We start from the raw sequence: 12,777 nt of genomic DNA on the forward strand, positions 1-12,777 counted from the left end.
GTGCTGGTGCTGGTGCCCTGCGGATTGCGCGTGACGTTGTAGCCCAGGTTGGCGTCGAGCGTGGGCTTGTGGCCGGCTTCGGCCTTGCGGATTTCGAGCCCGGCCACGTCGAGCCCGAGCTGCGCCTGGCGGATGGCCGGGTGCGCTTCCTCGGCCTGCGCCACCCAGGCTTCGATGTTGGCCGGCGTGGCGGTCGGCAGCACCACCGGCTGCGCCAGCGGCACCGGCACGCTGCCCGGGCGGCCGACCAGCTGGTCGAGCACCACCTTCTTGACCTGCAGGTCGTTCTCGGCGGCGATCTCCTGCGCAATGACGAGGTCGTAGCGGGCCTGGGCTTCGCGCGTGTCGGTGATGGTGGAGGTGCCGACCTCGAAGTTGCGCTTGGCCGACGCGAGCTGCTCGGCCACCGCCACCTTCTGTGCGCGCACCAGCGTCAGGCTGTCCTGGCTTGCGAGCACGTCGAAGTAGGCCTGGCTCACGCGCACGATCAGGTCCTGCTCGGCAATGGTGAGCACCGCCTGCGCGATCTCGGCCTGGCGCTTGCCCTGCTCGTAGGTGGCCCAGTTGGCGGGCCGGTAGAGCGGCTGCGTGGCGTTGATGCCGATGTTCTGCGTGGTGAAGTCGCGCGGCGTGGTGGTTCCGCGGCCGGGCCCCGTGAGGGTGTCGATGTCCAGGTTGTTGCGCGTGGCCCCGGCCGTGAGCCCCACGGCTGGAAGGATGCCGGCCTTGGCCTGCGCGGCGCGTGCCACGCTCGCGTCGTACTGGGCCCGCGCGCCCTGGTAGGTGGCGTCGAAGCCGCGTGCGGATTCGTAGAGTTCGTTCAGTGTCTGGCCCTGGGCCGGCAGCGCGAGCAGGGTGGCAAAGAGACTTGCGAGCGCTGCGGAAAGAGGCAAAAGCCTGGGCCTGAAAGGCATTGAACGTCCTTGAAGAAAGAATCAGTAGCGCGGCACGGAGGGATCGTGCTGTGCCGACCAGGCGTCGATGCCGCCGCCCACGTTGGCCAGCTCGGCAAAGCCGTTCTGGCTCAGGAAGGCCGCCACGCGTTGGCTGCGCGCACCGTGGTGGCAGAGGCACGCGATGCGCTGGCCCTCGTCGAGCTCGGCGAGCCGCGCCGGAATCTCGTTCATCGGGATGGCCACGAGCGTGAAGCCCTGCGGCGCAACGCTGGCCGTCTGCAGCTCCCAGGGCTCGCGCACGTCGAGCAGCACGGGCGGCGCCTCGGGATGCTGCGCAAACCAGGCGGCAAGATCGGCGGGGCGGACTTGGTCGATCATTGGGTGATGCCCGTTCAGAACGAGAAGCGCGAGGGCTCGGGGAAATTGAGCAGCCGCGGCGCCACGGTGTCCCAGGGCTGGATGGTGTCCCACTTGCTTTCGCTGCTGCGGGTGACGAAGTGGGCGCGCATCATCGGCTCCTCGCCCACGATGGCGGCAAGGCGGCCGCCCACCTTGAGCGAGCCGAGCAGGTTCTGCGGAATGCGCGCCACCGAGCCGCTGAGCACGATCACGTCGAAGCTCGGGCCGCTCGGCAGCGGCACGGCGCCGTCGGCATTGCGCACCTCGACATTGGCCACGCCGTTCTGGCGCAGCGTCTCGGCGGCGCGGGCGGCCAGCGCGGGATCGATCTCGAGCGACAGCACCTGGGCCGCGCGATGGGCGAGCAGGGCGGCCATGAAGCCCGATCCGGTGCCGATCTCGAGCACCGATTCGTGCTTTTGCACATGCAGGTCCTGCAGCATGCGCGCCTCGACCTTGGGCGAGAGCATCACCTGGCCGGGAACCGAGCCGTCGCCCAGCGGGAGTTCCATGTCGAAGAAGGCCAGCGCGCGGTGGGCGGGCGGCACGTAGTCTTCGCGCCGGATGGCGGCCAGCAGGTCGAGGATTTCCAGATCGAGCACATCCCAGGGCCGGATCTGCTGTTCGATCATGTTGAAGCGCAGGCGCTCGAGGGAGGGGGTGGGATTCATGGGAGGCTTTTCCTTGTGGGGCTCAGGACAAACCTTCAATTTTAGGTTGCGCGGCGCGGGCGCGCGGCTGGCCGGCGATGCATTTGCGCGTCATGCGGCGGCTCCGGGCTGCCGGGTGAGGCCGTAAAGCACGGTTTCGGCCTGCGTGGCGAGGTATTTTTCGGGGTCGAGCGAGGTGTCCGCGTCGACGCAGACCATGGCCGAATGCTTCCACAGCATCAGGAAGATCATGGGCGCCACCACCGCGTAGATCGCGTGGTCGATGTCGACCGGCGCGAATTCGCCACGTTCGATGCCGCGCTGCAGGATGCGCCGCAGCAGCGCATGGCCCGGCCGCACCACCTCCTTGCGGTAGAACTCGGCCAGCTCGGGAAAATTGGCGCCTTCGCTCATCATGAGCTTGGTCAGGCCCGAGGCCTTGGTCATGCCCACGCGCTCCCACCAGACGCGCATGCAGTAGCGCAGCATGTCGGCCGTGGTGCCCTCGAAGGCCTCGAACTCGTCGTTCCACTCGGCAAAGCGGCCGCCGAGGTTCTCGACCACCACGGCCTTGAAGAGCTCTTCCTTGCTCGGGAAGTAAAGAAAGAGGGTGCCCTTGGAGACACCCGCGCGCGCCGCCACTTCCTCGGCACGGGTGGCGGCAAAGCCTTTTTCGACGAACAGGTCGAGCGCCGCCGCCAGCAGTTCGCCCGGACGCGCCTCCTTGCGGCGCTCGCGCTTGGCGCGCACCGGGCAGATCTTGTCGGCAAAGAATCGGGGGGTCGGCATGATTTTAATGACTCGCGGGTTAGTAATGTAGTGACCAGCATCCGGCCCGTCAAGCCGCGACAATATCGGGTTCGCTTTTTCCCCACCTGCCGGAGCAGCCATGTCCTCTTCATCGTCGCCCACTGAAACCATCGTGCTCGGCGGAGGCTGCTTCTGGTGCACCGAGGCGGTGTTCGACCGCGTGCAGGGCGTGGTGGACGTCGAATCGGGCTATTGCAACGGCCAGGTCGTCAACCCGAGCTACGAGCAGGTCTGCACCGGCCGCACCGGCCATGCGGAGGTGGTGAAGGTGGAATTCGACCCCGCGGCCATCAGCCTGCGTGAGATTCTCGAGATCTTCTTCGTGGTGCACGACCCCACGAGCCTGAACCGCCAGGGCAACGACGTGGGCACGCAGTACCGCAGCGGCATCTACTACACGGGCGATGCGCAAAAGCAGGTGGCCGACGAGGTCATCCGCGAGATCGAGGCAAGCAAGACCTACAGCGCGCCCATCGTGACCGAGGTGGCGCCGCTCGCCAACTATTCGGCGGCCGAGGCCTACCACCAGGACTATTTCCTCAACAACCCGAACCAGGGCTACTGCGCCTTCGTGGTCGGACCCAAGATCGAGAAGTTCCAGAAGACCTTCGCATCGCGCGTCAAGGCCTGAGCATCCTTTTCGCAGCCCTGCTTCCCGTGCACCTCGCCAGCCCCATCCAGACCCGGTCGATCCTGTCGACCCGCGCGATCGCCGTCGCGCTGATGGTGGCGCTGTGGTTCGCGGGCACGCTGGGGCTGGTGCACCGGACGCTGCATGTGCCCGGTCTTGCGCAGGTCCACTCGGCCGCTTTGGCGGCGCACCCGGCGGGCGCGCATGAGCATGCGGCGCACGCCCACGGCATCGGCGACCTGTTCGGCGACCACTCCGACGCCGAATGCCGGCTCTACGACCAGCTCTCGCATGGTGCGGGCGCACCCGGCGTGCCGATGGTGGTGCTGCCGGTGCTGCTGCCCTCGGCCACCTTTGCCTACCTGCAGGGCGAGGCCATCGCCCGCTGGGTTGCACTGTTCGACGCGCGCGGCCCGCCTTCCACTCGCTGAATCCCCCTGTGTTCCGGTTGCTGCATCCGCGCCTTGCGGATGCCGGCGATCGCCCCCTGGTTCAACGAGTGTTCATCATGATTCCCAATTTCCGTCGCAACGCCATCGGCGCTGCCGTTCTTTCGCTGGCCTCCTTCGCGGCCATGGCCCAGGCCCAGCCTCAACCCGCGCTCCAGGCGCAGCCCGCCGAAGCGGCCCCGCCGGCCCTGCCGGAGATCGCCGTCACCGGCAATCCGCTGGGCGCGAGCGAACTGATCGCACCCACCACCACGCTCTCGGGCGACAGGCTCCTGATGCGCTCCGAATCGACGCTCGGCCAAACGCTCGACAACCTGCCCGGCGTGAGCAGCAGCTACTTCGGCCCCAATGCCAGCCGGCCGATCATCCGCGGGCTGGACGGCGACCGCATCCGCATCCTGCAGAACGGCGGCGGCGCGCCCGACGCCTCGTCGCTGAGCTACGACCACGCGGTGCCGATGGACGCGCTGGTCACCGAACGCGTCGAGGTGCTGCGCGGCCCGTCCGCACTGCAGTACGGCGGCAGCGCGGTGGGCGGCGTGGTCAACGTGATCGACAACCGCATTCCGAGCGAGCCGATCAACGGCTTCGGCGGCCGTGCCGACCTGGGCTTTTCCACCGGCAACAAGGAAAAGAACGGCGGCGTGGTGCTCGAAGGCGGCAACGACCGCTTCGCGCTGCACGTCGATGCGTTCAACCGCGACTCCAAGGATGTCTCGGTGCCCATCGACCTGGAATGCAGCAAGCCCGGCCGGCCCTGGCTCGCGCGCAAGATCTGCAATTCGGCCAACGAGGCGCATGGCGGCGCGGTGGGCGGCACGCTGTTCTTCGACCAGGGCTGGATCGGCGCCTCGGCCAGCACCTACCGCAGCACCTACGGCACCGTGGCCGAGGACGATGGCAACCGCTTTGCCGCGGACGGCGCGGAAGCCTTTGCGCCGCACAGCCGCACGCGCTCGAATGCGCTGTTCCTGTACGAGGAACTCGGCACGTCGTGGGGCCGGCTGAGCTTTGGCGCGCGCACCGAGAAGGTCCGCGTCAGGTCGCTCGGCTATCCCGACGATCCGTCGGTGACGCGCTTTGCCATCGGCGAACGCACGTTCAACCCGCACAGCGCGGCCGTGGGCGCGCTGGTCAACCTGACGCCGCAGTGGCAGCTCACCTCGAACCTGGCCTACACCGAGCGGGCACCGAAGGACTACGAGCTGCTCGCCAACGGCCCGCACGTGGCAACGGCTGCCTGGGAGGTCGGCAACCCGGACCTCGACAAGGAAAAGTCGGTCGGCTTCGACGTCGGCGCGCAATGGAAGTCGGGCGCCAACACGGCCCGCGTCAATGCCTACGTCACGCGCTTTCGCAACTACATCGGCCTGACGGCATCGGGCCGCACGCTCGACGAAGAAGGCCAGGTGGTGACCGACCCCGAAGCCACCGACACGCTGGCCGAGTACCTCTACAGCGGCGTGCGCGCGCGCTTCACCGGCATCGAGGCGAGCGGCAACCTGCGCCTCTTGGGCACCGACGGCTTCGGGCGGCTGGCCGACGCCTCGACGCTCGACCTCGAATGGCGCGGCGACGTGGTGCGTGCCAAGAACCTCGACACCGGCGAGCCGCTGCCGCGCATCGCGCCGTTCCGCGCGGGCGCGACGCTGGCCTACGGCAACGGCCCCTGGAGCGCACGCTTCGGCTTCGACTACAACGCGGCGCAGCGCCACGTGCCGAGCATCGGCGCGCGCGAGACCGATTCCTACACGCTGTGGAATGCCTCGATCGCCTATCGCATGAAGGTGCAGCGCGCCAACCTCACCTGGTATGCGCGCATCGACAACATCACCAACAAGCTGGCCTACAGCTCGACCTCGATCCTGACGACGACGGTGTACCCCAACGCGCCGCTGCCGGGGCGCTCGCTGAAGGTCGGCCTGCGCGTGACCTTCTGAACGAACCCGCCGGCGTTGCCTGCAGGCTTGAGGCTATCCTCGGCGGGTGAATTCGTTCGTCATCTCTTCGCTGCTGCCGGTCGTCGTCCTGATCGCGGCAGGCTACCTGGCCGGCCGGCGCCGCTGGATCGGCGGAACCGCCGTCAAGGACCTTTCCAACCTGATCTTCCTGCTGCTTGCGCCGGCGCTGCTTTTCCGCGCGATGAGCACGGTGCACGTGCAGGAGCTGAGCCTGAAGCCCGTGGCGGCGTATTTCATCGCCTCGGGCCTGCTGTTCGCGGGCACGCTGGCGCTGCGCGGCTTCAACCGCACGGCGGCCGTCATTGCGCTGGCCAACACCTACAGCAACACGGTGATGATCGGCATCGTGCTGGTCGGCCTGGCCTATGGCGAGCAGGGCATGGTGGTGCTGCTCACCCTGATCTCGCTGCACTCGCTGGTGCTCCTGACCAGCGCCACGGTCGTGCTCGAACTGGCGGTGGCGCGCGAGCATGCGCAGCGGGACGGCAACGAGAAGCGCCCCATGGCGCGCACCGTGCTGCGCGCACTGCGCAACGCCATCATCCACCCGGTGCCGATGCCGATCATCGCGGGGCTGCTGTTCGCGCAGACCGGGCTTGCGATGCCCGATTTCCTCGACAAGCCGATCCAGCTGCTCGGCCAGGCCTTCGGTCCGGTGGCGCTGGTGATGGTGGGCATCACGCTCGCGCTGACGCCCGTCGGGCGGCACTGGCGCGAAGCGACGGTGCAGGCGCTGGTGAAGAACCTGCTGCATCCGCTGCTGGTGGCCGGCATCGGCTGGCTGCTGGGCGTGCGCGGCATACCGCTCACCGTGATGGTGGTGGCGGCGGCGCTGCCGATCGGCGCCAACGTCTTTCTCTTTTCGCAGCGCTACCGCACATCGGAAGACCTGGTCACGGCCAGCGTCGCGGTGTCGACGGTGCTCGCGCTCGCGACGCTGACCCTGGTCATGACGCTGGTGCAGTGGCTGCCTTGAGACTCTCATAGCGTTGACGGGCCCTATGCCATTCGGCAGGGTGGCCATTTGGCGAGATGGCGAGCGGCGCCTCTCGCTCTACATTTGCCCGCTGATGATTTACCCGCCGCGGTCTTCGCCGTTTCCCGCCATGGCGCCGATTGCGATGGTGATCGCGCTGTGCGGCGGCGCCATGCCGGCGGCCGCCGATACGAAGCCGTGCCGGACGCCCTGCCTTTCAGCCGCCGTGCCGCGCGAGCCGGCGCCGGCTGCGGCCAGCCCGGTGGAGCCGAAGCCTGCCCCGGCTTCGAAGCCGAGCGCCAGGCCGAAGCCGCAGGCGGTTGCCGTGGCTGCGCCGCCGACGGCGGAAGCGGAGAAGGCCCCGGCCCCGAAAAGGCCGCCGCCCTCCAGGCGCTGCAGCGAAATCAACATGCGCGCAGCGGTGGGGGAGCCGCTGTCGGATGAAGACATGAAGATCTTGAGGAGCCAATGCTGATGACGAAGACCACCCACCCGATCCGCACGGCCCTGCGCGCACTGGCGCTGTCGTGCGCCGCGCTGCTTTGCGCCGCCTGCGCGCACCGGCCGGCGCCGGGCAATGCCATGCCTTTCGAGCAGGCCGTCAACCAGGCGGTGGACGACCTGATCGTGCAGACGCAGAAGCTGCCGGCCTTCCTGGCCAAGGTGGAGTCGTCGATCAAGCAGAGCCGCATCGTGATCGACCCGCTGCTCGAGGGCGCGAGCGGCCAGCAGACCGAGGTCACGCGCGTGGCCGAGCAGCGCATCGTGCAGCGCATGCAGTCGCAGTTCAAGCAGTTCACCGTCACGCCCTTCAACAACGCCGAGATCGAGCGCGCGCAGTACGTGCTCAACGGCACGCTCGTGCGCGACAAGGATTCGGCCGACGGGCGCTACCGGCTGAACCTGGCGCTGACCGAAATCAAGAGCGGCATGGTCATCGCGCAATCGGTGGCGCGCATCAGCGATGCGACGCTCGACACGCGGCCCACGGCCTTCTTTCGCGACAGCCCGGTGAACGGCAAGGACCGGGGCGTGGAAGGCTACATCCGCACCGCCGAAACGCAGCCCGGGCAGGCTGCCGATGCGCTCTACCTGGAGCGCCTGCCCACGTCGACCGTGCTGCAGGAAGCCACCGCCGCCTACGAGGCCGGCCGCATGAGCGAGGCGCTCAGCCGCTACGAGGCCGCGTCGCGCCGGCCCGACGGCCAGCAGCTGCGCATCTACAGCGGCCTGTATCTCACGCAGGCCCAGCTCGGCCGGACGGCCGATGCGGAGAAGACTTTCGGCACGCTCGCGCGGCTCGGGCTGGAAACCAACAACCTGAGCGTGAAGTTCCTGTTCAAGCCCGGCTCGACCGATTTCCTGGCCGACCCGAAGATCAGCGCCGCCTATCCGATGTGGCTGCGGCAGATCGCGCGCCAGGCGGCGCAGATCGACTCCTGCGTGGTGGTCACCGGCCACACGAGCCGCACCGGTTCGGAGTCGGTCAACGAGCGGCTGTCGCTGCAGCGCGCGCTCAGCGTGAAGACCCGGCTGGTGGGCGAGGCGCCGCCGCTGTCGAAAAAGCTGCGCGAGTCCGGCATGGGGTTCCGCGAGAACATCGTGGGCACCGGTGCCGACGACGCGAGCGATGCACTCGACCGCCGCGTCGAGTTCAAGGTCGCGCCCTGCGAGGCTTGACCAGGTTCAGGGTGCCAGCCGCTCGCGCACCCAGTTGCTGCCTTCGAGCCGGTAGCGCAGCCGGTCGTGCAGGCGGCTCTTGCGGCCCTGCCAGAATTCCCAGCGGTCCGGCACCAGGCGGTAGCCGCCCCAGTGCGGCGGGCGCGGCGGCGAGAGCAGGTGCCTGGCGGCGGCCACGGCCGCGTTCTTGACCAGCACGTCGCGGCCGCTGATCACCTCGCTCTGCGGGCTGGCCCAGGCGCCGATGCGCGAATCGAGCGGGCGGCTCGCAAAGTAGGCGTCGCTTTCCTCCGCGCTCGCCTTTTCCACGCGGCCCTCGATGCGCACCACGCGCTCGAGCTCGACCCAGTGGAACTGCAAGGTGGCGTACGGATTGCCCGAAAGCTCCCGGCCCTTGCGGCTTTCGTAGTTGGTGTACCAGACGATGCCGCGTGCGTCATAGCCCTTGATGAGCACGATGCGGCTCGAAGGCCGCAGGTCGCCGCCCACGGTGCACAGCGTCATCGCATTGGGCTCGGGCACCTGCGCATCGATGGCTTCGCCGAGCCAGCGCTCGAACTGCCTGAGCGGATCATCGGCGCTGTGGGTTTCGCCGAGTTCGGCGCGCTCGTAGCTCTTGCGCAGCGCGGCCAGCGCTTCGCTGGTGGGAGGGGAAGAGGAAGAACTCATGCCGGCATTGTTGCGCATGCGCCGCCGCCGCAAGGCACCCCGGGGCATTCCGCGCACATACTCGGCGCATGGCGACAAAGGCGAATTCTCCGTGCGTGATCGTGCTGGCCTCGGGCCGCGGCGAGCGCTTCATCGCGGCTGGCGGCACGGGCCCCAAGCTGCAGGCGCCGCTGGCGGGCAAGCCGCTGCTCGAACGCACGCTGGACGCGGTGCGCGCTAGCGGCCTGCCATGGCGGCTCGAAGACGCGGGCCATCCGGGCATGGGCGACTCGATTGCCGCCGCGGTGCGCGCCACGCCGGATGCCGCCGGCTGGCTCATTCTTCCGGGCGACCTGCCGCTGGTGCGCCCCGAGACGCTGCGCGCCGTGGCCGGTGCGCTGGCCGGCCGGGTGCGCGCGGTGCAGCCGCAATACAAGGGCGAGCGCGGCCATCCGGTCGGCTTTTCGGCCGGCTGCGGCGCACAGCTCGCGGCGCTGAAGGGGCCGCTGGGCGCATCCTCGATCCTGAAGGCGATGCGCGCCATCGATGCGGTGGCCGACCTCGTGGTGGACGACGTCGGCATCGTGACCGACATCGACACGCCCGAGGCCCTGGCCGTTGCCGAGGCGCTCTGGCTGGCGCGCCTGCCGGGCTAGCCGGTCAGCGCCGCGCGATCACCGCGCAGGCGGTGCGCGGGCCGGAGTTGCCGGCCGGCTGGGTGGTGAAGTCGTCGCGGTCGCGGTGCACCACGAGCGCGCGGCCCACCACGTTGCTGGCAGTGCCTTCGGCCAGCGAGATCGAGTGGACGTCGACGCTGAAGCGTGCCACGCCGCTGCCGTCGGCCACCAGGCTCGGCAGTTCGCCGGCATGGCTGCCCGGCGCGCTGAACTTGCCGTGCGTGCCGCCGGCGGGATTGAAGTGGCCGCCCGAGGCGTTGCCGTTGTCGCCGCAGTCGCCCTTTTCGTGGATGTGGAAACCGTGCTCGCTGCCCGGCGCCAGGCCGCGCACCTCGCCGGCCACGCGCACGCCATGGTCCAGCGCGGTGAAGATCACCGTGCCCCGCGTGGGGTTGGGCGAGATCGCGGCGGTGGGCATCAGTTCGGCAGCCGCGCTCGGCTTGCCGCCCATCATGCTGCCGCAGGCCGAAAGCAGGGCGCTGGCGAGAAGGGCGGTGCCGGTGGCGGCGAGAAGGCGATGGTTCATGGATTTTCCTTGGACGGTCCGGAGGATTGTTGGGGAAGGGGGGACGAAGAATTTTTGTCCGGAGACCCTGGAACATATACCGGAGGCTGTGGCGTCCCGCAATCGGCCGCCGCCGCGGCCTGTGCCTGGCGCTCCTGTTCCTCCTGCCGCTCCTGCGCCAGCGCGACCAGCCGCGCCAGCGCCGCATCGTGGATCGAATGGCGGCGCAGCTCCAGCAGGGTCTGGCGCGCGTAGTCGAGCGAGCTGCCGTAGCGGCCCACGGCATGCGTGAAGATGTGGCGGTAGCGCTCGTCGCTGAGCTCGCCGGTGAAGTTGGGGCTGCGCCTGGAGAGCGTGAAGGCCAGCGCGCGCACCGGGCCTTCGGGCGTGTTGCACTTGAGCCACCGCGGGTCGTACACGCCGGTGGGCATTTCGCGCAGCCAGAGCCTGCGCAGCGTGTCGAGCCCGTGGGCCGACGGCACGCGGAACACCATGCCGCGGCAGCTGCCGCCCGACAGCAGGCCGAAGACGAGGCCGGGCGTCTGCACGCTGCCGCGGTTGATGCGGCTCCACATCTTGAGCGCGCGATGCCAGCCGTGCACCGAGGCCGGGCGGCGCTCCGCAAAATCGAACTCGGGCCGCCAGATCAGCGAGCCGTAGCCGAAGAGCCACAGGTCGTCGCGCCCGCCCCAGTCGGCAATGGCCTGTTCGAGCATGGGCTGCGGGTCGCGCAGCGGCCTGGGCATCGGGTCCAGGCCCGGCGGTCCGGGATCGGGTGCGGGGCCGGAGGGGCCGCCGCCTACAATTTCGCGATCATGGTTCACCGCACCATTATTTACCGGCCTCTTTCTTCTTACGGAGTACGACCCCTCATGAGCGACGACGACAGCCAGCAAAACTTCATCCTCGGATTTCTCCTGGCACTGATCGCGCTGGTGATTTTCTTCGTGTTGGGCATCGTGCTCTGGCACAAGAACCATGGCGCGGCGCCGGCTGCCATGCCTGCCGTCGCCGTGGCTGCGGCGGCCGCAGGGCCGGCCACCCACACCACGGTGGCGGAGGTGACCGAGACGGTGACGGTCGTCATTCCCGACGGGGCCAGCATCCGCGTGGCCGACGGCGTGGTGAATTTCTACTTCGCCACCGGCAGCGCCGACCTGGCGCCCGGCGCGGCCGAGGCGCTGGCCGCCGTCATCAAGGGCGTGGAGAGCGGCCGCAAGGCCGTGGTCTCGGGCTTCCATGACACCACCGGCGACGCGGCCATCAACGAGCAGCTCGCCAAGAAACGCGCTGAAACAGTCCGTGACGTGCTGGTGGGCCTGGGCGTGCCGGCCGGCAAGGTCGACCTGCAGCGGCCCGCCGTCACCGCGGGTTCGGGCAACGACGCCCAGGCGCGGCGCGTCGAAGTCAAGCTGGTCGACTGAGCCAGCCGCGGGCCCTTGCGGCCCGCCAATCCGTATTGCCGGGGTGCGGATTTCCATCGGCCTCGGCCGCGGGGTCTTGGTACCATTGACTTCCACGTCGAAGGTCGCAAAAGCGACAGTGGCCAGAGGCCGGCAGCGCGACCGAAACCATCCCCATGAGCACACATCCCACCGTCCTTGACGTTACCGATCGCATTCGCGAGCGCAGCCAGGGGCCGCGCAGCGCATACCTCCGGCGGCTCGCGGAAATCCGCAACCGCGACAGGGGTTCCGACCGCATGGGCTGCGCCAACGTCGCGCACGCCGTGGCCGGCATCCCGGCCAACGACAAGTTCAAGGTGGTGACGGAGCGCGCGCCCAACATCGGCATCGTCACCGCCTACAACGACATGCTCTCGGCCCACGCGCCGTACCAGGGCTACCCCGACATCATCAAGCAGGAGGCGCGCAGCCTCGGCGCCACCGCTCAGGTGGCCGGCGGCGTGCCCGCCATGTGCGACGGCGTGACCCAGGGCACGCCCGGCATGGAGCTGAGCCTTTTCAGCCGCGACGTGATCGCCATGGGCACCGCGATCGCGCTCACGCACGACATGTTCGACGGCGCGCTGCTGCTGGGCGTGTGCGACAAGATCGTGCCGGGCCTTTTGATCGGCGCGCTGCACTTCGGCCACCTGCCCACGGTGTTCGTGCCCGCCGGCCCCATGCCCTCGGGCCTGTCGAATAACGAAAAGTCGAAGGTGCGCGAGCAGGCGGCACAAGGCCTGGTCGGCCGCCAGGGCCTGCTCGACGCCGAGATGGCGGCCTACCACACCATGGGCACCTGCACCTTCTACGGCACCGCCAACAGCAACCAGATGCTGCTCGAGGCCATGGGCCTGCACGTGCCCGGCACCGCCTTCATCCAGCCCGGCGACGCCATGCGCGAGACGCTCACGCGCGAGGCCGTGCGCACCGTGCTGGGCCGCGCGGGCGAGGCGAAATTCAGTTGCCCCCCCAACGGCGAAATGGTCGATGAGCGCTGCATCGTCAATGCCATGGTGGCGCTGCTGGCCACCGGCGGCTCCACCAACC

General features: G+C 69.0%; 16 protein-coding genes. 8 read left to right on the top strand and 8 right to left on the bottom strand.

The annotated features are described in order from the left end of the window. The 4 genes from AC1DOC_RS09720 to AC1DOC_RS09735 form a co-directional block, all read right to left on the bottom strand. The coding region (locus AC1DOC_RS09720) for a TolC family protein (RefSeq protein ID WP_478129725.1) at positions 1-914 on the bottom strand (914 nt) is incomplete at its 3' end. A gap of 21 nt (positions 915-935) precedes the next feature. Continuing rightward, positions 936-1,274 (bottom strand): rhodanese-like domain-containing protein, encoded by a 339-nt coding sequence (locus AC1DOC_RS09725; RefSeq protein ID WP_478080124.1) that lies wholly within the window; start codon positions 1,272-1,274, stop codon positions 936-938. A gap of 14 nt (positions 1,275-1,288) precedes the next feature. Continuing rightward, positions 1,289-1,966: a protein-L-isoaspartate O-methyltransferase family protein gene (locus AC1DOC_RS09730; protein ID WP_015866499.1), complete on the bottom strand. Its 678-nt coding sequence runs from the start codon at positions 1,964-1,966 to the stop codon at positions 1,289-1,291. Positions 1,967-2,056: 90 nt separating this feature from the next. Next, entirely contained in the window at positions 2,057-2,734 is a 678-nt protein-coding gene (locus tag AC1DOC_RS09735) for a TetR/AcrR family transcriptional regulator (protein WP_436311360.1), read from the bottom strand. A 100-nt stretch (positions 2,735-2,834) separates the two neighbouring features. Here AC1DOC_RS09735 and msrA point away from each other — a divergent pair, with 100 nt between their 5' ends. From msrA to AC1DOC_RS09755, 4 genes are all read left to right on the top strand, one after another. Further along, positions 2,835-3,386: a peptide-methionine (S)-S-oxide reductase MsrA gene (msrA, locus tag AC1DOC_RS09740; protein WP_478080125.1), complete on the top strand. Its 552-nt coding sequence runs from the start codon at positions 2,835-2,837 to the stop codon at positions 3,384-3,386. Between the two features lie 26 nt (positions 3,387-3,412). Then, the gene (locus AC1DOC_RS09745; RefSeq protein ID WP_478080126.1) at positions 3,413-3,817 is read left to right on the top strand and encodes a hypothetical protein; all 405 of its coding nucleotides are present in this window, start codon (positions 3,413-3,415) and stop codon (positions 3,815-3,817) included. A 77-nt stretch (positions 3,818-3,894) separates the two neighbouring features. Beyond that, positions 3,895-5,775, top strand: coding sequence for a TonB-dependent receptor domain-containing protein (locus AC1DOC_RS09750; RefSeq protein ID WP_478129726.1), 1,881 nt, complete (start codon positions 3,895-3,897; stop codon positions 5,773-5,775). A 46-nt stretch (positions 5,776-5,821) separates the two neighbouring features. After that, positions 5,822-6,772, top strand: coding sequence for an AEC family transporter (locus tag AC1DOC_RS09755; protein WP_015866494.1), 951 nt, complete (start codon positions 5,822-5,824; stop codon positions 6,770-6,772). 99 nt (positions 6,773-6,871) lie between these two features. Here the strand turns inward: AC1DOC_RS09755 and AC1DOC_RS09760 are convergent, their stop codons facing one another. Further along, complete coding sequence (locus AC1DOC_RS09760) at positions 6,872-7,183, bottom strand: hypothetical protein (protein WP_478080128.1); 312 nt, start codon at positions 7,181-7,183, stop codon at positions 6,872-6,874. A 57-nt stretch (positions 7,184-7,240) separates the two neighbouring features. Here AC1DOC_RS09760 and AC1DOC_RS09765 point away from each other — a divergent pair, with 57 nt between their 5' ends. Next, the gene (locus tag AC1DOC_RS09765) at positions 7,241-8,452 is read left to right on the top strand and encodes an OmpA family protein (protein WP_478080129.1); all 1,212 of its coding nucleotides are present in this window, start codon (positions 7,241-7,243) and stop codon (positions 8,450-8,452) included. 6 nt (positions 8,453-8,458) lie between these two features. On the opposite strand, the gene pdxH is transcribed toward AC1DOC_RS09765, so the two are convergent. Further along, positions 8,459-9,139 carry a pyridoxamine 5'-phosphate oxidase gene (gene pdxH, locus AC1DOC_RS09770; protein ID WP_478080130.1) on the bottom strand — a complete coding sequence of 227 codons (681 nt, stop codon included), beginning with the start codon at positions 9,137-9,139 and terminating at the stop codon, positions 8,459-8,461. 50 nt (positions 9,140-9,189) lie between these two features. Here pdxH and AC1DOC_RS09775 point away from each other — a divergent pair, with 50 nt between their 5' ends. After that, a complete protein-coding gene (locus AC1DOC_RS09775; protein WP_478080131.1) occupies positions 9,190-9,756 on the top strand; it encodes a nucleotidyltransferase family protein in 567 nt (188 codons plus the stop codon). A 4-nt stretch (positions 9,757-9,760) separates the two neighbouring features. Here AC1DOC_RS09775 and AC1DOC_RS09780 read toward each other — a convergent pair whose 3' ends face one another. Both AC1DOC_RS09780 and AC1DOC_RS09785 read right to left on the bottom strand, forming a co-directional pair. Continuing rightward, complete coding sequence (locus tag AC1DOC_RS09780; RefSeq protein WP_418145755.1) at positions 9,761-10,303, bottom strand: superoxide dismutase family protein; 543 nt, start codon at positions 10,301-10,303, stop codon at positions 9,761-9,763. Continuing rightward, positions 10,300-11,106 carry a gamma-glutamylcyclotransferase gene (locus AC1DOC_RS09785; RefSeq protein ID WP_478080132.1) on the bottom strand — a complete coding sequence of 269 codons (807 nt, stop codon included), beginning with the start codon at positions 11,104-11,106 and terminating at the stop codon, positions 10,300-10,302. Before AC1DOC_RS09785 ends, AC1DOC_RS09780 begins: the two co-directional genes overlap by 4 nt. A gap of 48 nt (positions 11,107-11,154) precedes the next feature. On the opposite strand from AC1DOC_RS09785, the gene AC1DOC_RS09790 reads away from it, so the two are divergent. Together AC1DOC_RS09790 and AC1DOC_RS09795 are read left to right on the top strand one after the other, a co-directional pair. Further along, entirely contained in the window at positions 11,155-11,706 is a 552-nt protein-coding gene (locus tag AC1DOC_RS09790) for an OmpA family protein (protein WP_369663182.1), read from the top strand. Between the two features lie 155 nt (positions 11,707-11,861). Continuing rightward, on the top strand, positions 11,862-12,777 hold a 916-nt coding region (locus AC1DOC_RS09795), incomplete at its 3' end, for a dihydroxy-acid dehydratase domain-containing protein (RefSeq protein WP_478129727.1).

The organism is Variovorax sp. 01T439_2 (assembly GCF_056398445.1).